Here is a 19,407-nt window from a genome sequence, read left to right as displayed (position 1 = left end):
CATGGCCTGGATTCAGATCAAAGCCACGGTCAATGAAACACTGGCCGACCCACTCTCGGATGCTTTCAGCGAGCAGGGGGCAGCCTCGGTCACCTTTGCGGATGCCGCTGACCAACCCATTTTCGAACCGGAACTGGGGACCACACCGATCTGGCAGCGCACACAGGTCATCGCACTGTTTGACGCGGCCACGGATGTGGATGCCCTGCTTACTCAAGTGCTGGCGGCCCCCACTCTGCCCGATTCACCAGGCCTGGTCAAAAGCGACTTTACCATTGAGCCGCTGGAAGACAAAGATTGGGTGCGGGCCTGGATGGATGCCTTTGAACCCATGCAGTTTGGTCAGCGCTTGTGGATCGTACCCAGCTGGCATCAGCCGCCCGATCCGCAGGCTGTCAATCTAATGCTCGATCCGGGCATGGCGTTCGGCACCGGCACTCACCCGACTACTGCCCTGTGCCTGCAATGGCTCGACGCCCACTCCCCCGTTGATCAAAGCGTTGTGGACTATGGCTGCGGCTCGGGCGTACTGGCCCTGGCTGCCACAAAACTGGGCGCGCGTTCCGTGTCGGGCACCGACATTGACCCTCAGGCCATCCGAGCGAGCCGGGACAACGCCGAACGCAATCAAGCTGACATCACCTTTGAGCTGGTGGAAGACTTCGAAGCCACTTCCCCTCAGCCAGCGGATCTGGTGATCGCCAACATCCTCGCCGGGCCACTTAAAAGCCTGCGACCCAATTTCCAGTCTTTACTGAAACCGGAGGCCACATTGGTGCTGTCAGGTTTGCTGACCACACAAGTCGATGACCTGCTGGACGACTACACCCGGCACGGCTTTCAGTGCCTCGCCCACAACACCCTTGAGGACTGGTCCCAGCTGACACTGCAAGCCCCGTCATGAGTTGGCCACTGCTCCCTGACACCCCGGTTTTGGGACTGGCGCCCATGGCGGGCATCACAGACCGGGCCATGCGAGATCTTTGCCGGGCCTTCGGAGCCGACTTCACCGTTTCGGAAATGGTCGCCTCCAAACCTGAGCTGAACGCCTCCAGAAAATCGCAAACACGCCATGCGCAGGCAGACGAAGCCGAACCTCGGATCGTTCAGCTGCTGGGCACGGAACCGGAGGAACTGGCCGCCGCCGCCCGCTTTCAGATGGCACGCGGCGCCCAAATCATTGACCTGAACATGGGCTGTCCTGCCAAAAAAGTCTGTGCCGTGGCCGCCGGCTCTGCCCTGATGGCAGACACCGGGCGTGTTACTGAGATTTTTCAGGCACTGGTTGAGGCGGTCAGCCTCCCGGTGACGGTCAAACTTCGAACCGGGCTGGACAGCGAGCAGCGCAATGCGGAATCCATTGCGCAATTGGCCGAAGCCTGTGGTTTGCAGGGCGTGGCCATTCATGGTCGAACCAGGGCCGATAAATTTCAGGGACAAGCCGAATACGAGACCATTCGGCGGGTCAAACAATCCGTGGGCATCCCGGTGATCGCCAACGGAGACATTTGCACCCCAAAAACGGCCCAAGATGTATTAAAATATACGGGTGCCGACGGTTTGCTGATCGGTCGTGCGGCGCAAGGTTATCCCTGGATTTTTCAGGAGATTCACCACTATCTGGAAACCGGCGACACGCTCCCTCCCCCCGATGGAGACACCTTTCGCCATGTAATGCGTCGTCATATTCAGGGACTGGCATCCCTCTATGGTGATCTTCAGGCCGCCCGGATCGCACGCAAACACATCGGCTGGTACAGCCGACATATACCCAATGGCGCCCAACTGAGGCAAGCCGCAAACCGCCTGGACCAAACGGACCAGCAACTGGAACTGATTGACCGTTTTTTGACATGAATAAGACTCAATTCCCACACACCTCTGACCCCATTCTGGCCGATGCCCCCACCGAGGCACCAGCGCCGTTGAATGAACATGTCACCCAGACGCTTGCGCACTACTTTCAGACCCTTGAACAGGAAACCCCCACTGACGTTTACCAGATGGTGATCAGTCAGGTGGAAAAACCCCTGTTTGAGTATGTTCTGGCCCGCACCGAATTCAACCAAAGCCGGGCCGCCGCGATTTTAGGCATCAATCGCAACACCTTGCGCAAAAAGATGCAACACTACCAAATTACCCAACCCTGATTTCTGGAGAAAAACTATGAAACCCGTTCGTCGCGCACTGATCAGTGTTTCCGATAAATCCGGCATCGTCGATTTTGCCCGTTCTCTGAACGACATGAACGTCGCGCTGCTGTCCACGGGCGGCACCTACAAAGCACTGACACAAGCCGGTTTGCCCGTAACCGAAGTGTCTGAACACACAGGCTTTCCGGAAATGATGGCCGGGCGCGTCAAAACGCTGCACCCCAAAATTCACGGTGGGCTGCTGGGCCGACGCGGCACGGACGACGATGTCATGGCCGAACATGGCATCGACCCCATTGACATGGTCGTGGTCAATCTTTATCCGTTTGAAGCCACCGTCGCCAAGCCTGACTGCACCTTAGAAGACGCCATTGAAAACATTGACATCGGCGGGCCCACCATGCTGCGTTCGGCGGCTAAGAACCACGCCGATGTGGCCGTGGTCACCGACCCCGAAGACTATGCGCGCGTCCTGTCTGAAATGCGTGACAATCAGGGCGCTTTGTCTGACGCCACCCGCTTTGATCTGTCGATCAAAACCTTTGAACAGACCGCGCGTTACGATGGCGCCATTGCCAACTATTTCGGCCAGCGTTTCAGCGAGGACGCCGAGGACACCTTCCCACGTACCTACAACACCCAATTCATCAAAAAACAAAGCATGCGCTATGGCGAAAACCCGCACCAGAAAGCGGCCTTTTACACCGAGCGCAATGCCACTGAGGCCAGCGTCGCCACGGCCAAGCAGATTCAAGGCAAGGCCCTGTCGTTCAACAACATCGCCGACACCGATGCCGCCTTGGAGCTGGTGAAAACCTTCAATGAAACCGCCTGCGTCATCGTCAAACATGCCAACCCCTGCGGCGTGGCCATGGGCACCGACCTCAAAGACGCTTACCAACGTGCGTTCGCCACCGATCCGACCTCGGCCTTCGGCGGCATCATTGCGTTTAACCGAGCGCTGGACGGCGACACCGCCCAGGCCATTGTCGACCAGCAGTTTGTCGAAGTGATCATCGCCCCCACCATCACGATGGAAGCCGAACAGGCCGTGGCCGCAAAGAAAAACGTGCGCCTGTTGGCCTGCGGCGAACTGGGAGAGCCGCAAGCAGCGTTCGACTACAAACGCGTCACAGGTGGCCTGTTGGTCCAGGACCGCGATCTGGGCACTGTCAGTGCCGCCGACCTGAGCGTGGTCACCGAACGCGCGCCCACCGACAAAGAAATGGCCGATCTGTTGTTTGCCTGGAAAGTAGGTAAATTCGTTAAATCCAACGCCATTGTCTATGTCAAAGACGGCCAGACCATCGGCGTGGGTGCCGGGCAGATGAGCCGGGTCTATTCCGCCAAAATTGCCGGCATCAAAGCCGCCGACGAAGGATTGGAAGTGCCCGGCTCGGTCATGGCCTCCGATGCCTTTTTCCCCTTCCGCGATGGCATTGATGCCGCAGCCGAAGCGGGCATCACCGCGGTGATCCATCCCGGTGGTTCCATGCGCGATCAGGAAGTGATTGACGCGGCCAATGAACATGGGATTGCGATGGTGTTCACCGGCATGCGCCATTTCCGCCATTAAAAAATAGCTTGTTTGCTCACTCTCTGCGTTGGGAAATTTGGCCATAGCGTTGCTATGGCCTGCATTCCCCCCTTGACCTTGAGCAAAACGCCTATTTTTTATCCGGCTTAACAGAAGTGATTGACTAACGAAACGAGATTGAATGGATTCGATATGAACGTATTAGTGATTGGAAGCGGCGGACGTGAACACGCACTGGCCTGGCAGTCGGCGCAGGACCCGGACGTGCAACAGGTATTTGTGGCACCGGGCAATGCCGGGACCGCGCTGGAACCGGGGCTGACCAATGTCGACATCGCGGTGGACAATTTGCCAGGCCTGGTGGAATTTGCTCGCAACGAACGAATTGACATCACCATCGTCGGGCCTGAAGCGCCGCTGGTGGCCGGGGTCGTGGATGCCTTTATCGAGGCTGGACTCAAGTGTTTCGGCCCGACCCAGGCTGCGGCACAACTGGAAGGTTCCAAAGCGTTTTCCAAAGACTTTCTGGCCAAACATCACATTCCCACCGCGGCCTATCAGGTGTTTACCGAGGTCGAACCCGCTCATGCTTATCTGGAAGAGGTCGGCGCCCCCATCGTGGTCAAAGCCGACGGTCTGGCGGCTGGCAAAGGCGTGATCCTGGCGCAAACCGTGTCTGAGGCCAAAAACGCTGTCACCGACATGCTTTCAGGCAACAAGTTTGGCCAGGCCGGTGCACGGGTCGTGATTGAAGAATTTCTCCAGGGCGAAGAAGCCAGTTTCATCGTGATGGCCGATGGCGAGCACATCCTGTCCATGGCGACGTCCCAGGACCACAAGGCCCGCGACAATGGTGACACCGGTCCCAATACCGGTGGTATGGGGGCCTACACCCCCGCCCCCGTGGTCACACGTGAGATTTATGCGCGTATCATGGAGGAGGTCATTCGCCCCACCGTTGAAGGCATGGCTGCAGACGGCCACCCATACACTGGTTTTCTGTATGCGGGCATCATGATCACCCCAGACGGAACACCGAAAGTATTGGAATACAATTGTCGCTTTGGCGACCCGGAAACCCAACCGATTATGATGCGCCTGAAATCCAGCCTGCCCAAGCTCTGCTTGGCAGCCGTGGACAAACGCCTGGACGAGATTGACGCCGAATGGGACGACCGGGCGGCACTGGGCGTGGTGATGGCCGCGGGCGGCTATCCCGGCAGCTATCCAAAAGGCGATGTGATTCACGGCATCGAACAGGCCAATTCCGCCACCACCAAGGTATTTCATGCCGGGACAGGCACCAATGACGCGGGAGAACTGGTCACAGCCGGCGGACGCGTGCTCTGCGTCACTGCACTGGGTGAAAACGTCACCGATGCCCAGGCACGTGCCTACGCGGCGGTCAAGCAGATTCAGTGGGATCAGGCGTACTATCGCACCGACATCGGTCATCGTGCGATCGCCCGGGAAAGTAACAAACCAGCATAAAAACGACCAGCCCTGGTGAAAAAGCGGTTTTTTTCTGTGTGCGAATCGGCTATATTGTCAGAATGATCACACAGGTAAGGAGCCGTTATGTCCACGCTCGAGTCGGTTCATAACTTTTATGAACGCAAGGTGTTTGACCACATCAATGAAAACTACCTGAAAAGCGGTCTGGACGAAGAACAATTGGCCGATCTGGCCTGCATGGCCCTTAACCGCATTCCACCCCGTTACATCCGTTACGACATCGACATGTCGTTTTACATGTCCGGCCAGGAACATCTCGAGGTGGATGATACGGTCGCCAAGGCAGTCAAAAAAGCCTTCAAGAAAATTCGGAAACTGGACGACGTCTAACGCCGCCTCATCCTCATTCCATACAGCTGAAACGACAGACGTTCACGCTGATATAGTCTTCGTAGGCTGAGCCTGATTGCACCCAGTTTTTGACTTTGTTCTTGATCGCCAGTGCGGGCATTTTTTCATCCAGCCGCAAGTGCAAGCCATAATCAAAACGGGGGCTGCTTGCGTCTTCGCACACCAGCTCACCACCATCGGCAAACACCACCCACTGAGCGGATTGACCCGGCATCGACACAAACGCCTCCGGGCCATAGGTCTGCACATACGCCATCAGTTGGCGGTTAAAGAACGGTTTGCTCAGTGGGTTGAATTGATAGTACTCGTCAATCAGCCCTTCAGCGCGGGACAATAGCGAAGCTTTAAGCGCCTGCGCATTCTCAAACGTCTCATCCCCCAGCTCAAACATCACAAACGCCTGATCCGGCCGGCCGATGCTCAGGCCTTCATCCTGCTCCACCACGAGACCAGCGCCTTCCATAAGCGCCTGATAGGCGTCATCATCGAGCGCGTTGAGCGCGTCTTTCAATTCAGTTGCATTCATGGGTTGTCCTTATTCAGAGTCATTGCAGCAGGCGAGCTCATGGCTCATCACGATCCGGGCAATCATAGCCAGGACTTTCAAACTCCAGCGTGGCATGCTCAATGCCCAGCTTTTGCGAAAGCGCCTCTTTCAGCGGTTGCTTGACCGCTTCCATACGGCTCAGGTCTTCGAGGACCAAATGCGCTTCCAGACCGATTTTGTGTTCATCGATCTGCCAAAGGTGCAGATGATGAACACTGACCACTTCCGGGCAATCGGTCAGCAGTGCTCGCACCTGGGAGAGACTTAAATTCACTGGAGCGCCGTCCATCAATAAATGCGCGGCTTTGGGCAGCTGCACCACCGCCTGCCACAGGATGTAACCGGCAATGGCCAGCGTGATTAAGGCATCCACCCAGACCCAGTCATAAAGCAAAATCAAGGTCCCTGACACCATGACTCCGACCGAAGCCAACGAATCGCCAAGATTATGCAAAAAGGCGGCCTTCATGTTCAAGCTGTCTTTGGCAGGCTTGTAAGTCAAAAAGACCGTAAACAAATCCACGGCCAGCGCTATGCCAGCCACGCCCACCACGATCCAGCCGGTAATCGGCTCGGGGGCATAAAACCGCTTAAACGCTTCCACCATCAGGTAGAAACCGATCATCAGCAACAAGAGCAGATTGACAAACGCCGCCAGCGTCTCCGTACGCCGGTAACCGAATGTTTTCTGCGCATCGGCCGGTCGCCGCCCCACTCGAATCGCCACCAGAGCGATCAAGAGGGAAGCCGCATCACTGAAGTTATGCAGTGCGTCCGCCATCAGGGACAGGCTGCCTGAGATCAATCCACCAATGACCTGCGCCAAGGTCAGCAACATATTGGCCGCCACCGCCCAGATCAGCCTGACCTCGCCCAGCTTGGACGGGTCGCCATGATAATGGTGGTGAGAATGTGACATATCGAGCTCCCTGCGACGGGCACTGACGCCCGCCTGTGACAAAAAACCGATCTTGAGCATAGCACACCCAAGTCGGTTTCGCAGTCTCATCCGGCCAACACCTCCGGGAAAGACTTAACTGGTCAGATTGGCAAACAGCGCGGGCAGTTTTTCCGGCAGACGCATCACATCGTCCACAATCGCATAGCGATTGTGCCCGAATATCTGTTGCACATACTTGTCAGCGAACTGATCAATGGTCAGACAGTAGGAATAAATGCCCCGCGACCCAAGTTCTTCCACCGCCTTTTTGGCGTCCTGCTTCAAGTATTGCGTGTCCTGCTCATCAATGTCCGACGGCTCGCCGTCGGTGATGGTCAACAGCAACTTCTGCTTACTCGGCTGTTGGTCCAGGTAATGACCGGCGTGGCGCATGGCCGCGCCCATCCGGGTCGACAGACCGCCCTGCATGCCCGCCAGACGGGCATGCACATCCGAGTCAAAGGGCTCGTCGAATTGTTTAAAACGGGTGTATTGCACATCATGACGCCCATCGGAGGCAAAGCCATGTACCGCAAACTGATCCCCAATGCCATTGATCGCATGTGAGACCAGAATCGCCGCCTCTCGGGTGACGTCAAGCACGGTTTTGTCTTCCCCCGGCACATACTCATTGGTGGATTCGGACAGATCCAGCAGGATCACCACCGACACTTCACGCGAGCGGATCACGTTTTTCATGGTGATGCGTGGGTCCGGCTCCTGTCCCATACGCAAGGCGGTAATGGCTTCCACGCAGGCATTCAGGTCAAGCTCATCCCCGTCCTCAATCCGACGGATACGCTGCAGACCGACGGCCTGAAGTTTGTCCACAATCTGTCTGATGCGGTGAGCAATGCCTTTGTTGCGATCCAGAATTTCATCATAGAGGTTGGGATCCCCTTTTTTGGCACGGTGCTCATACAGCGTTACCCAGTTAGGACGTGCCAGCTGCACCCGATAATCCCACTCATAATAATGGAAGGGATCGGAAACCGGCTCCACCCCCTCCATTTCGTTGTAGGTCACGCCTTCGTCTTCATACGGGTAGAGCTCTTCCCCGTAGACCCAGACTTCCTGATGGTCATCGCTTTCCAACTCGGAATCCAGCTCATTGACCAATTCCATCAGCGACACATGCTTGCGCACCGTTTCCTGAGGCGCCGCGCCCAGCCCGGCCATCTCGCCCCACTCTTCACTGGCCCAGACCAGGCGATTGTCGTCACGGTAGCCAAAACGCGTCTGACTGATGTCGGTGAGCGATTCCCATTTGCTGACGGCCTGGTTCAAGGCATTATAGAGCGTCAACCCCAAATCCCAGGACCATTTCTCGTCTTCCAGGTGCTCATTGATCTCATCGTAAAAACGCTCGTGCACCAGATTCAAGGCATCATCGCCCAAAGCGGACAGATCATATTCCGGATCCATCAAAGACAGGGCCAACTGTTCCAGGCGCCAGGCCGTGCTGCCCTGGGGCAGCTCAACCGCTTCGCGATTGGCGTCAAACACCTTCAACCACAGCGTTTTGAGCCCGGGGAATTTTTTGATTGCGTTGTACTCCACCCGTGCGTCTTCGATCAGCTCAATGAAAAACATCTGCTGTGGGTTCAACTGCTCCATCGAAATGGCCTGACGGGTGTACATCAGATGCGCGGCCTGGTGGGCCGCCATGGCTCGGTAGATTTCCAGCCCCTTGACCTCGCCCAGATCATTGAGTGCATCGGGCAGGTGCATCGCCATGTTTTCGAAATACGGCTTAAAATCTTCAAAATCCGCCGCAGCCGGGCGGATAAAGAAATCCCGCCCCCAGAAAGCTCGCAGAAAGAAATTCAGCGAGCGATGGTGATCAATGAACAGCGTGCCTTTGCGTTGCTGCTGGAACACCGCTTTGGAATCGGCCGCTTCCAGCGAAAAATACGCGATTTGGGCCTTGAAATCACGAGCGTGTGCCTGAGCGCCCCATTGGGCCCAACGACGCAACCCGGACACGGTGAGCTTGGAAAGCAGTTCGTCGATGTTTTGCAGCATCGGACGCAGGCCGCGAGGTGATTTGGAGCCGATCTGATAGATCAGGGACAAGTAGGTTCGCAACAGATCAATGTCGCCCGTGCGCTCCGCCGCCAGAGGCAGTGAATCCAGCATCAACCCCACCACCTCGCCGGAGGTGACCGAGGACAGTTTCATGGTGGTTTCCACAATGTCGGTCAGGATCTCATCTTCGACCCGTGCCACCACCTGTGGCACCGATTCCAGAAAACTGACCACCACCGACGGGCCTTTGCCCAAATAGGCAATGCCCTGGGCATTCTGAAGCCAGGTTTTGCGTGTGGCCTCATTCATGGAATGAGCGGCCTCGTGAATCAATGCATCCAGCATATCATCCAGCTGGGGCACGGATTCAATCAACGAGGCTTTGATTTCTTCGATTTCCGAACTCATAGCGACTTACCTTGCTTGCGAAGACACAGAGACGATCGGGCCTGTTTTTTACCAGGCCTGGTCAAAAACACCCCATCGCGGGATGGCGTCTGCGACCAACTTATTCGAAAAAGGTGTCGACCGTGGTCAACAAGGTATCGAGAATGTCGTCGTCGTCCGTCAACGGCGTGATCAGAGCCACGGTACAGGCTTGCTTGGCCGGCACGCCTTTATTAATCAGCTGCGCCGCATACACCAGCAGACGAGTGGAAATCCCTTCGTCCAGGCCGTGGCCTTTCAGATTACGCGAACGCTGTGCAACCTGAACCAGCTTTTCCGACGTGGCGCGATCAATGCCCGCTTCCTTGGCCACGATGTCCGCTTCGATGCCCTCTTCCGGGTAGTCAAACTTAAACCCGCCGAAACGCTGCTTGGTGGATTGCTTGAGATCCTTCATCATCGACTGATAGCCAGGGTTGTAGGAGATCACCAGCTGAAAATCCGGGTGTGCCTCCACCAATTCACCTTTTTTGTCCAGTGGCAGAACACGACGGTGGTCGGTTAGCGGGTGAATCACTACCGTGGTGTCCTGGCGGGCTTCCACCACCTCATCCAGGTAACAGATGGCACCAATGCGAGCGGCAACGGTCAAAGGGCCGTCCTGCCAGCGCGTGCCGTTGATATCGATCAGATAGCGCCCGACCAGATCCGAGGCGGTCATGTCTTCGTTACAGGCCACGGTAATCAGAGGCTTGTTCAGCTTGTGCGCCATGTATTCAACAAAACGGGACTTACCACAGCCCGTTGGCCCTTTCAGCATGATCGGCATGCGTGAATCGTAAGCGGATTCAAATACGCCCACTTCGTCGGCCACCGGCTGGTAAAAAGGGGCTTCCTTAATCAAATACTGAGATGGGTCCAACGCATTGACTTCAGACATAATCGACACTCCCTGGTTAATGGCTGCATGAGCCGTGAGATTCGCATTTTTGATTGATAAACAAGCGTGCCATTCGCCCTTGCTTATCAATCAAAAATGGATGGCCGACGCCGAAACGCCAGCCGAACCCGTCACGAAATGACGGGCGGTTTCATCCAACGCAATCGCTTAGATGTCACCACGCTTAAGCAACATGTTCGCGCCCTGAGACTGCGAATAGTTGTCATAGCCAATCAAACGAACGTGGTTGTTCGGGTTGGCCTTGATGCAAGCGTCCACTTCTTCCATCACACGGTCAACGGACGTTTCGCCAAACATTGGCAGCTTCCACATGTACCAGTAGTAGTCGAAAGCGTGCTCAGGTTCGGTGTGCTCAATCGCCGGGTTCCAACCCTGGTCGATGATGTACTGAACCTGCTGACGAACCTGCTCGTCGCTCATTTTTGGCAGGTAAGAAAACGTTTCTGCCTTACGTGACTTCGGATCCGACAGACGCGAAGGGTAATCTTGTACTTCACTCATGATTTAAACTCCTAAAACTGGTTTCGATTACTTGTGGCTGACGTCAAGCTTGTCAACGGTGTCGAATTCAAACTTGATTTCTTTCCAAGTTTCCATTGCCACTTTCAGCTCTGGGCTGTGCTTCGCCGCTTCGGTCAGTACTTCCTTACCAACTTTTTCGACTTCTTTGCCTTCGTTACGCGCTTGAACACACGCTTCCAAAGCCACACGGTTCGCGGCCGCACCGGCTGCGTTGCCCCATGGGTGGCCCAGGGTACCGCCACCGAACTGCAGAACGGAATCATCACCGAAGATGGCGACCAGTGCCGGCATGTGCCAGACGTGGATACCACCGGAAGCCACTGGCAAGACACCAGGCATTGCACCGAAGTCCTGATCAAACATGATGCCGCGTGAACGATCTTCTTCAATGAAGCTGTCACGCATCAGATCGATCCAACCCAGTGTCGCAGCGCGGTCACCTTCCAACTTACCAACAACGGTACCGGAGTGCAGGTGATCCCCCCCTGACAAACGCAGCGCTTTGGCCAGCACACGGAAGTGAATCCCGTGGTGAGGGTTACGGTCAATCACACCGTGCATCGCGCGGTGAATGTGCAGCAGAACGCCGTTTTCACGACACCAGTTCGCCAGACCTGTGTTGGCGGTAAAACCACCGGTCAGGTAATCGTGCATGATGATCGGTGAACCCAGCTCTTTGGCGAATTCCGCACGCTTATACATTTCTTCAGGCGTTGGAGCCGTCACGTTCAGATAGTGACCTTTGCGCTCACCGGTTTCCGCTTCGCCTTTTTCAATCGCTTCCTGACAGAACAGGAAACGGTCACGCCAGCGCATAAATGGCTGAGAGTTGATGTTTTCATCATCTTTGGTGAAGTCCAGACCGCCACGCAGACACTCATAGACAGCACGGCCATAGTTCTTCGCAGACAGACCCAGCTTAGGCTTGATGGTACAACCCAGCATTGGGCGACCATACTTATCCATCTTGTCGCGCTCAACCTGGATCCCGTGTGGTGGCCCACCACAGGTCATGACATACGCCAGCGGGACGCGTACGTCTTCCAGACGCAGGGAACGCAAGGCTTTAAAGCCGAACACGTTACCAACCAGAGAGGTAAAGACGTTGACCACAGACCCTTCTTCAAAGAGGTCGATTGGATACGCGATGAATGCATAGAAAGCTTCGTCATCACCCGGCACGTCTTCGATTTTGTAAGCACGGCCTTTATAGTAATCCAGATCGGTCAGCAGGTCGGTCCAAACGGTCGTCCAGGTCCCAGTGGAAGATTCGGCTGCCACCGCGGCCGCAATCTCTTCACGTGGCACGCCCGGCTGAGGAACCACTTTAAAACACGCCAAAAAGTCCGATTCTTTCGGCTGATATTCTGGCATCCAATACGTTTCGCGGTAATCTTTTACGCCCGCGCTATAAGTCTTAGCCATCTTTTACCTCTTCTTGTGGTTGGATAGTAAAAATGAGTCTGAAACGAGTGAATGCATGGCCTTTCATCTATCTATGAAAGCGATTCCTGACCGCAGCGCTCGTTTGCAGTGACGGCTATCTTATTGAAAATGAAACGTTTGAAAATGGGGTCCCTGTTATCATCTGCATAACATTCTGTTATACTGATTAGATAAATAGATAATTATCAATAGGTTGGATTTTCTGACCGGGAGAAATCGGTTTGCCTTTTCAGATCACGGCCCAGCAGATTCGCATCTTTAACGCGGTCTGCCGTCTCAAAAGTTATACCAATGCCGCGGACGAACTGGATTTGTCCCAACCCGCGGTGTCGTCTCAGGTCAAACGCCTGGAAGAAAACAACGACGTTAAACTGGTTGAATTCATTGGCAAAAAACTCTATCTGACGCCGGCTGGGGAGAAAATGTGCCAGGCCTGCGACAACCTGCTGCAACAACTTAAAGACCTCAACGAGAACATCAAATCGGAACAGGAAGTGGTCAAAGGCGAGCTGAAAATCGCCATGGTCACCCCCGCCAAATACTTCATTCCCCATGTGCTCAAGGCGTTTTTGAACCAATACCCGGAAGTCCACCCCAACATCACTGTGGTCAACCGACGACGCATACTGGGCGAGCTCAAAAATAACCAGTATCACCTGTCGATCATGGGACGGGTACCGCAGGAACTGCAAATGAACGCCTACCCTTTCTTTAAGCATGAGCTGGTGGTGGTCGCGCCGCTGACCTACAAGCCTCCCTGCAAAGGCAAAATTCCGATTACCGAACTGGCGGGTGAAAAATTCCTCACACGGGAAGCCGGTTCCGGGATTCGCATTGCCGCGGAAGAAGTGTTTTCCCAAAAAGGCATCCGTCTCCAGCCTTACATGGAGCTGGGCAGCACTGAAGCCACCAAACAGGCCGTCATGGCCGGGTTGGGCCTGGCGGTGGTGCCACGCCAGGCGGTGCGCATTGAGGCCAAGTATCACCACCTGCAGATTCTGGATGTGGAAGGTTTCCCGCTCAACCGGGACTGGTACGTGGCCACCCCCAAAGACAAAGTCATGCTACCGCCCGCGCAAGCCTTTATGGACTTTCTCAAAAGCGTGGACATCAACCGCTTGCTGGCCATGTCCGACACCCGCTAAAGAGCGCTTCCATTCAAAAAATCGCGCATCTCGCGGTGTCCGCATCGCATTCCAACCGGCGTTCAGTTTTTCATATGCCCGGATTCACGGCTTTCATTTCACACCCGTGCATCAATCCCTTAAACTACCCTCTCATAAAATTAATCAAGAACCATAAACCCTTTCTATGAACCGAACACGTTTTACCCTTGGACTGTTTTTGGGGCTGGTTGCGTTAAACCTGATGCTGTATCAATCAAACGTTTTACCAGGCCTGGTCAATTTCATCACAGGGCTATTGCTGGGCATCACCCTGCACGCCCTGCATTTCGGTTTTCGTAGCTGCTCCCATGCGCTGCTTCAAGGCGGGCAGACGTTGGGGCTGCGCACGCTGATCTGGATGCTCGCCCTGGCCAGTCTGTTGTTTTTTGTGCTGCTCGCCTGGCAACCGGGGCCTCAGCCCATGCAGGGTATGATTCAGCCCCTGGGCCTCGCGGTGGTCGCAGGGGCCTTTCTGTTCGGGATCGGCATGCAACTGGGACACGGTTGCACCTCCGGCACACTGAATAAACTGGGCCAGTTTCAGCCTTTGTCGATCTGGAGTTTTCTTGGGTTGCTGCTCGGCGGGACACTCGCCGCCTGGCAGATGGATTTCTGGCGTAGTTTACCGGCATTGGCACCGATTTCCGTGTTTCAGCCGGATCAGCTGGTGGTCAGCTTTGGCGCGCAGTTTGCCCTGCTGGCCGCCCTCTACCTGTGGGTCCGACGACTGGAACGTCGTCGCACCGGCCAGGTCCAACCCTTGATTCGGGGACGCGTTTGGCAGCTTAACCGATGGCACCCCTGGTTGCTGGCCGCCATCAGCCTGGCCCTGCTGAACGCCTGGGTGCTTTACACGACCGGGCGCCCCTGGACGCTGGCCAATGTGTTCCCCTACTGGGGACTGAATCTGGCCGAAGCCAGCGGTCTGGCGGCGACCCTGCAAATGGATTGGGCCTTCTGGAGCTATGCGATGGCCCATGGTGAGCGCCTGTCTCAACCGATTCTCACTGATACCGTCAGTCTGGTGGCACTGGGGCTGATTGCCGGGGCCATGCTGGTGACCTTTATCCATTCACCCAAAAAGCCACTGTCGGACCATCCGTTCAAATGGCGCCTGTCGTATGGGTTGGCACTGGTAGGCGGTGTGTTAATGGGGTACGGCGCGTTGATTGCCTACGGCTGCAACATTGGCGCGTTTTTCAGTGGCATCGCCTCGGGCAGTCTGCATGGGTGGTTGTGGGCATTGGCGGGGTTGGCAGGCAGCCGCATTGGGCTGAGTATACTGCGCCTAAGCGGACAGCATTAACCAAGCGATTCAAGCAATGGGCATTTTGTCGGGCAAAGGCCAGTCCACAGAAGCACTGGGACAGTGATCGCGGTACTCGCATTCGTCACACACCTTCTGCTGACAACTTTGCAAACACGCCTGATGGACCAGCGCCCGCGTGCGCGGGTCTGACGCATGAAGGTCCGCCCCGCACAAGTAACCGGCCCGCATCAGCGCCACGATTTTTTCCAGTGACAAGGTGACCGTCACGGGCGCATCCATCGGCAACGCATCACTGGCTGCCGCAGATGAATGAAACGAATCAAATGTTGACGCCATAAAATCCCTGATCTTTTCCGTAAATTTTAGATGATAATGCGTCTTATTTTATCAGCCATCTCGCATCAAGTACACAAACAAAAACACCCGCCGAAGCGGGTGTCAAAAGGCTCGTTTTAACCAGGCCTGGTCAATTCATTGATTCGGTTTGGATCAATGAAAATCGATCTCGCCATCGGTCAATCCGACGTGAATGGTGTCCCCGGCTTTGAAATCGCCCTGCAACAGTTTCTGTGCCAGCGGATTCTCCACCAGCTGTTGCACCGCGCGTTTCAAAGGACGGGCGCCATAGACCGGATCAAACCCGGCGTCACCAATTTTCTCCAGCACCGCCTCGCTGATGTCCATCGAAAGCTCATTATCAGCCAGACGCTTGCGCAGATGGTTTAGCTGGATGTCGGCAATCGCGCGAATCTGGTCCCGATCCAATGGATGGAAGACCACGATGTCATCAATCCGGTTGATGAACTCGGGGCGGAAATGCCCTCCGACCACATCCATCACGTCTTTTTTCATCTCGGCGTAATCGGCTTGCCCGGCTTTTTCCTGAATCAGTTGCGAGCCGAGGTTGGAGGTCATCACAATCACGGTGTTTTTAAAGTCCACCGTGCGCCCCTGACCGTCGGTCAAACGCCCATCGTCCAGCACTTGCAACAGAATATTGAACACTTCCGGGTGCGCCTTTTCCACCTCATCCAGCAAAATCACGGAATAAGGTTTGCGCCGCACGGCCTCGGTGAGATAACCGCCCTGCTCATAGCCCACATAGCCCGGAGGCGCCCCGATCAGACGGGCCACGGAATGTTTTTCCATAAACTCGGACATATCCAGACGCACGATGGCATCGGTGGTGTCAAACAAGAAGTCGGCCAGCGCCTTGGTCAACTCGGTTTTGCCCACCCCGGTCGGCCCCAAAAACAGGAAAGAGCCATTGGGTCGATTGGGATCAGCCAGACCCGCGCGCGAGCGGCGAATCGCATCCGACACAGCAGACACAGCCTCTTTCTGCCCGATCACCTGTTTGCCCAGCGCCTCTTCCATTCGCAGGAGTTTGTCTCGCTCGCCTTCGAGCATTTTTGCCACCGGAATCCCGGTCCAGCGCGCCACCACTTCCGCAATTTCTTCTTCGCTGACTTTGTTGCGCAGCAGATGCATGGTGCCGTCGTCTTCCCCTTCGGCCACTTCGGCCTCGGCGATTTTACGCTCCAGTTCGGGGATCACCCCATATTGCAACTCAGACATGCGCCCCAGATTGCCTTCACGGTGGGCGGCGTCCATTTCCACACGGGCCTTGTCCAGCTCTTCTTTGTACTGCTTGGCTCCCTGGAGTGCCGCCTTGTCTTTTTTCCAGATTTCTTCCAGGTCGGCGTACTCTTTTTCCATCTCATCGATGGACGCTTCCAGCGTTTCCAGACGCTTCTTAGTTGCCTCGTCTTTTTCCTTTTTCAACGCTTCGCGCTCAATCTTAAGCTGGATCAGACGCCGCTCCAGCTTATCCATTTCTTCAGGTTTGGAATCAATTTCCATACGAATGCGCGAGGCCGCCTCATCCACGAGGTCAATTGCCTTGTCCGGCAACTGACGATCGGTGATGTAGCGCTGCGACAGATGCGCCGCCGCAATAATTGCCGGATCGGAAATCGCCACCCCGTGGTGCACTTCGTAACGCTCTTTGAGACCACGTAAAATGGCAATGGTGTCTTCTTCGGACGGTTCGTCCACGATCACCTTTTGGAAACGACGCTCCAGCGCTGCATCCTTTTCGATGTTCTCACGGTATTCGTTGAGCGTGGTCGCGCCAATGCAGTGCAATTCGCCGCGGGCCAGCGCCGGTTTTAACATATTGCCTGCATCCATTGAACCTTCGGTTTTGCCCGCACCGACCATGGTGTGAATTTCATCAATAAACAGAATGACCTGACCTTCCTGCTTTTCCAGGTCTTTCAACAGGGCTTTCAGGCGTTCTTCGAACTCCCCGCGATATTTGGCCCCGGCCAGCAGTCCGGCCAAATCCAGTGAGAGCAGACGCTTGTTTTTCAGCCCTTCGGGTACTTCGCCGTTGACAATACGCTGGGCCAGTCCTTCTACGATGGCGGTTTTCCCCACACCCGGCTCACCGATCAGCACCGGGTTGTTTTTGGTGCGTCGTTGCAGCACCTGCACCGCACGACGAATTTCGTCATCCCGCCCGATCACCGGGTCCAGCTTGCCACTGCGAGCTCGCTCGGTCAGATCCAGGGTGTATTTATCCAGCGCCTCTCGATTTTCTTCGGCATTTTGATCCTGCACGGTTTCGCCTCCTCGCACCTGTTCAATCGCGGCTTCAATCGCTTTTTCTGTGGCCCCCGCTGACTTAAGCAGGTCTTTCACCGGGTCGCTGGACTGCAATGCCGCCAAATAAAACAGTTCACTGGCAATGTAGGCATCGCCGCGTTTTTGTGCCAACTGGTTCATCACGTTCAACAACCGTCCGGCGTTCTGGGACAACTGCACATCGCCTCCAGTGCCCGAAACTTTGGGCAGCGTCTCGAGCTTTTCATTCACAGCGGTTTTCAATTGCGGCACTTGCACACCGGCCAGTTGCAACAACGAGCTCTGATCGGCCAACAATGCCGCCAGAATGTGCAGCGGTTCGATAAACTGATTATCCTGACCCAGCGCAATCGATTGGGCTTCGGACAAGGCGGTTTGAAACTGAGTGGTAAATTTATCCATCATACTTAACAATCTCCCTTAACTCTGCCCGTTCAGATGCTGACAGGACAGAAATTTTCTGTTACTTCCTTTATAAGGGGTAAGCGAATTTTTTCAAGTCAAAACTTACTGAAAAGCAAACCGCGCCACTTCGGTCGACAAGCAGATCAACGAATGCTCACTTTTTACGAAAAAAACACTAGAATCCAGTCTACAGATTCGTTAATATCAATCAATTATTCTCGACCTACGCGGAATTTATGCCCCTGCCATCTGTCAACCAAGTCTTTGAAAACCTTCAGGACAGTGTCTATGTGATTGACCCGGAGTCTTCCCGTATCCTCTGGTGCAACCGGGCGGGGTATGAAGCCCTGGGCTATCAACCCGATGAGATCATCAACCAATCTGTCCTCAGCTTACAAAAAGACGTGACCGGCCTGCCCCAATGGGCAGAAATCGCCGACGTCATCCGCCAAAACCCGGATGGTTACACCTTTGTCGGACGCCACCAGCACAAAAACGGGGATGAGATGGCGGTCGAAGTGGTCACCACCGTGCTCACTGAAAACGATCAGACTTATTTTGTCTCCGTCGCGCGAAACATCAACAAACGTCTGGCCTACGAACAATCCCTGCAAACCCGGGAAGACAGTGTCTGGTTTGCTCTGAACGAAGCCTCAGATGGGTTATGGGAATGGGAGCTGACAACGGATTACGTTTTCTTTAGTCCGCAACTGAAAAAAATGCTCGGTTACGGACCGGATGAAATGGCCCCGCATGTCGAGACCTGGGTCAAAAATGTCCACCCCGAAGACATTGATTACGTCTGGGGCGTTCTGGACAGCCATTTGAAAGGGGTTCGCGGTCGTTACGAGGCGCAATACCGGTTGCGCAACCGCAATGGACACTACCTTTGGGTCCATGACCGTGGCAAGGTCTGCCAACGTGACAAAGAAGGTCGGCCGACTCGGGTGGTGGGCATGGTACAAGACATCACCGATCATAAAACCATGCAAACCCAGCTGGAACAACTGGCGCATTATGACATTCTTACCGGCGTTGCCAATCGACGCGAAGGGGCCAAGCAAATTCAGGCACAGTTACAGTCGGCCAAGTTCAAACAGGAAGGGGCCTGCCTGCTGGTCATTGATTTTGATGACTTCAAACGCATTAATGATCTGTTTGGTCATCAGACCGGCGATAAGGTACTCAAGCACGGCGCCGAACTGCTATCAGCGTCACTGACTAAAAACGACCGGATTTACCGTTGGGGCGGTGAAGAGTTTGTCATCCTGCTTTATGGTCTTTCAGAGGCGGCGGCTCTGAAAAAAGCGCAATATTTGCATGAGCGTTTTGCGCAAATCGACTGGCAGGCCGACTACGGCATTGACCCCCTGACATTGAGCATTGGTGTCAGCTGCCTTGGCCCGCATGGCTACCAACTCGACGCCTTGCTCAAACACGCCGACGCTGCAGCTTACATGGCCAAAGAACGTGGGCGCAACCAAACGGTCATAGCCCCGGTTTCCAGCAACGCTTCTCAGACTGACTGAA

17 protein-coding genes are annotated in these 19,407 nt (G+C 55.2%); 9 read left to right on the top strand and 8 right to left on the bottom strand.

The window, feature by feature from the left end; all coding sequences use genetic code 11:
* Position 1 precedes the first annotated feature (1 nt).
* The 6 genes from prmA to AVO41_RS02575 all read left to right on the top strand — a co-directional run bounded on the left by prmA (position 2) and on the right by AVO41_RS02575 (position 5,535).
* The gene (prmA, locus tag AVO41_RS02600) at positions 2-904 is read left to right on the top strand and encodes a 50S ribosomal protein L11 methyltransferase (protein WP_068582129.1); all 903 of its coding nucleotides are present in this window, start codon (positions 2-4) and stop codon (positions 902-904) included.
* The gene (gene dusB, locus AVO41_RS02595) at positions 901-1,857 is read left to right on the top strand and encodes a tRNA dihydrouridine synthase DusB (protein ID WP_068582127.1); all 957 of its coding nucleotides are present in this window, start codon (positions 901-903) and stop codon (positions 1,855-1,857) included. Before prmA ends, dusB begins: the two co-directional genes overlap by 4 nt.
* The gene (locus AVO41_RS02590) at positions 1,854-2,150 is read left to right on the top strand and encodes a helix-turn-helix domain-containing protein (RefSeq protein ID WP_082676448.1); all 297 of its coding nucleotides are present in this window, start codon (positions 1,854-1,856) and stop codon (positions 2,148-2,150) included. The genes dusB and AVO41_RS02590 overlap by 4 nt, the downstream gene beginning before the upstream one ends.
* Positions 2,151-2,166: 16 nt before the next feature.
* Positions 2,167-3,729 (top strand): bifunctional phosphoribosylaminoimidazolecarboxamide formyltransferase/IMP cyclohydrolase, encoded by a 1,563-nt coding sequence (purH, locus tag AVO41_RS02585; protein WP_068582125.1) that lies wholly within the window; start codon positions 2,167-2,169, stop codon positions 3,727-3,729.
* Positions 3,730-3,882: 153 nt separating this feature from the next.
* Positions 3,883-5,181, top strand: a complete 1,299-nt coding sequence (gene purD, locus AVO41_RS02580) for a phosphoribosylamine--glycine ligase (RefSeq protein WP_068582123.1) — start codon at positions 3,883-3,885, stop codon at positions 5,179-5,181.
* A gap of 87 nt (positions 5,182-5,268) precedes the next feature.
* The gene (locus AVO41_RS02575; protein WP_068582121.1) at positions 5,269-5,535 is read left to right on the top strand and encodes a late competence development ComFB family protein; all 267 of its coding nucleotides are present in this window, start codon (positions 5,269-5,271) and stop codon (positions 5,533-5,535) included.
* Positions 5,536-5,548: 13 nt separating this feature from the next.
* Here AVO41_RS02575 and AVO41_RS02570 read toward each other — a convergent pair whose 3' ends face one another.
* The 6 genes from AVO41_RS02570 to AVO41_RS02545 all read right to left on the bottom strand — a co-directional run bounded on the left by AVO41_RS02570 (position 5,549) and on the right by AVO41_RS02545 (position 12,366).
* A complete protein-coding gene (locus AVO41_RS02570) occupies positions 5,549-6,082 on the bottom strand; it encodes a hypothetical protein (RefSeq protein WP_068582112.1) in 534 nt (177 codons plus the stop codon).
* A gap of 37 nt (positions 6,083-6,119) precedes the next feature.
* Positions 6,120-7,022, bottom strand: coding sequence for a cation diffusion facilitator family transporter (locus AVO41_RS02565; protein ID WP_068583250.1), 903 nt, complete (start codon positions 7,020-7,022; stop codon positions 6,120-6,122).
* A 114-nt stretch (positions 7,023-7,136) separates the two neighbouring features.
* On the bottom strand, positions 7,137-9,479 hold the full coding sequence (locus tag AVO41_RS02560; RefSeq protein WP_068582109.1) for a nitric oxide reductase activation protein NorD: 2,343 nt from the start codon (positions 9,477-9,479) through the stop codon (positions 7,137-7,139).
* 100 nt (positions 9,480-9,579) lie between these two features.
* Positions 9,580-10,398, bottom strand: coding sequence for a CbbQ/NirQ/NorQ/GpvN family protein (locus AVO41_RS02555; protein ID WP_068582097.1), 819 nt, complete (start codon positions 10,396-10,398; stop codon positions 9,580-9,582).
* A gap of 168 nt (positions 10,399-10,566) precedes the next feature.
* Entirely contained in the window at positions 10,567-10,920 is a 354-nt protein-coding gene (locus AVO41_RS02550; protein WP_068582094.1) for a ribulose bisphosphate carboxylase small subunit, read from the bottom strand.
* A gap of 27 nt (positions 10,921-10,947) precedes the next feature.
* The gene (locus AVO41_RS02545; protein WP_068582088.1) at positions 10,948-12,366 is read right to left on the bottom strand and encodes a form I ribulose bisphosphate carboxylase large subunit; all 1,419 of its coding nucleotides are present in this window, start codon (positions 12,364-12,366) and stop codon (positions 10,948-10,950) included.
* A 242-nt stretch (positions 12,367-12,608) separates the two neighbouring features.
* Between AVO41_RS02545 and AVO41_RS02540 the strand changes: the two genes are divergently transcribed.
* Together AVO41_RS02540 and AVO41_RS02535 are read left to right on the top strand one after the other, a co-directional pair.
* Positions 12,609-13,532 (top strand): LysR family transcriptional regulator, encoded by a 924-nt coding sequence (locus tag AVO41_RS02540; RefSeq protein WP_068582085.1) that lies wholly within the window; start codon positions 12,609-12,611, stop codon positions 13,530-13,532.
* A 166-nt stretch (positions 13,533-13,698) separates the two neighbouring features.
* On the top strand, positions 13,699-14,859 hold the full coding sequence (locus AVO41_RS02535) for a YeeE/YedE thiosulfate transporter family protein (protein WP_068582082.1): 1,161 nt from the start codon (positions 13,699-13,701) through the stop codon (positions 14,857-14,859).
* A 9-nt stretch (positions 14,860-14,868) separates the two neighbouring features.
* Here the strand turns inward: AVO41_RS02535 and AVO41_RS02530 are convergent, their stop codons facing one another.
* Entirely contained in the window at positions 14,869-15,159 is a 291-nt protein-coding gene (locus tag AVO41_RS02530; protein WP_068582080.1) for a hypothetical protein, read from the bottom strand.
* Between the two features lie 153 nt (positions 15,160-15,312).
* Complete coding sequence (gene clpB, locus AVO41_RS02525; protein ID WP_068582069.1) at positions 15,313-17,877, bottom strand: ATP-dependent chaperone ClpB; 2,565 nt, start codon at positions 17,875-17,877, stop codon at positions 15,313-15,315.
* A gap of 236 nt (positions 17,878-18,113) precedes the next feature.
* On the opposite strand from clpB, the gene AVO41_RS02520 reads away from it, so the two are divergent.
* The gene (locus tag AVO41_RS02520; protein ID WP_068582067.1) at positions 18,114-19,406 is read left to right on the top strand and encodes a diguanylate cyclase; all 1,293 of its coding nucleotides are present in this window, start codon (positions 18,114-18,116) and stop codon (positions 19,404-19,406) included.
* Position 19,407 lies beyond the last annotated feature (1 nt).

The organism is Thiomicrospira sp. WB1, assembly GCF_001507535.1.
GTDB lineage: Bacteria > Pseudomonadota > Gammaproteobacteria > Thiomicrospirales > Thiomicrospiraceae > Hydrogenovibrio.
This window is presented reverse-complemented; position numbering and strand designations above follow the sequence as displayed.

What these genes read in the sequence shown, in the direction of transcription:
- purD (WP_068582123.1), top strand. Translation starts at nt 3,883, where the DNA reads ATGAACGTATTAGTGATTGGAAGCGGCGGACGTGAACACGCACTGGCC.
- AVO41_RS02565 (WP_068583250.1), bottom strand. Translation starts at nt 7,022, where the DNA reads ATGTCACATTCTCACCACCATTATCATGGCGACCCGTCCAAGCTGGGC.
- dusB (WP_068582127.1), top strand. Translation starts at nt 901, where the DNA reads ATGAGTTGGCCACTGCTCCCTGACACCCCGGTTTTGGGACTGGCGCCC.
- AVO41_RS02590 (WP_082676448.1), top strand. Translation starts at nt 1,854, where the DNA reads ATGAATAAGACTCAATTCCCACACACCTCTGACCCCATTCTGGCCGAT.
- AVO41_RS02550 (WP_068582094.1), bottom strand. Translation starts at nt 10,920, where the DNA reads ATGAGTGAAGTACAAGATTACCCTTCGCGTCTGTCGGATCCGAAGTCA.
- AVO41_RS02530 (WP_068582080.1), bottom strand. Translation starts at nt 15,159, where the DNA reads ATGGCGTCAACATTTGATTCGTTTCATTCATCTGCGGCAGCCAGTGAT.
- AVO41_RS02555 (WP_068582097.1), bottom strand. Translation starts at nt 10,398, where the DNA reads ATGTCTGAAGTCAATGCGTTGGACCCATCTCAGTATTTGATTAAGGAA.
- AVO41_RS02575 (WP_068582121.1), top strand. Translation starts at nt 5,269, where the DNA reads ATGTCCACGCTCGAGTCGGTTCATAACTTTTATGAACGCAAGGTGTTT.
- purH (WP_068582125.1), top strand. Translation starts at nt 2,167, where the DNA reads ATGAAACCCGTTCGTCGCGCACTGATCAGTGTTTCCGATAAATCCGGC.
- clpB (WP_068582069.1), bottom strand. Translation starts at nt 17,877, where the DNA reads ATGATGGATAAATTTACCACTCAGTTTCAAACCGCCTTGTCCGAAGCC.
- AVO41_RS02560 (WP_068582109.1), bottom strand. Translation starts at nt 9,479, where the DNA reads ATGAGTTCGGAAATCGAAGAAATCAAAGCCTCGTTGATTGAATCCGTG.
- AVO41_RS02520 (WP_068582067.1), top strand. Translation starts at nt 18,114, where the DNA reads ATGCCCCTGCCATCTGTCAACCAAGTCTTTGAAAACCTTCAGGACAGT.
- AVO41_RS02535 (WP_068582082.1), top strand. Translation starts at nt 13,699, where the DNA reads ATGAACCGAACACGTTTTACCCTTGGACTGTTTTTGGGGCTGGTTGCG.
- prmA (WP_068582129.1), top strand. Translation starts at nt 2, where the DNA reads ATGGCCTGGATTCAGATCAAAGCCACGGTCAATGAAACACTGGCCGAC.
- AVO41_RS02570 (WP_068582112.1), bottom strand. Translation starts at nt 6,082, where the DNA reads ATGAATGCAACTGAATTGAAAGACGCGCTCAACGCGCTCGATGATGAC.
- AVO41_RS02545 (WP_068582088.1), bottom strand. Translation starts at nt 12,366, where the DNA reads ATGGCTAAGACTTATAGCGCGGGCGTAAAAGATTACCGCGAAACGTAT.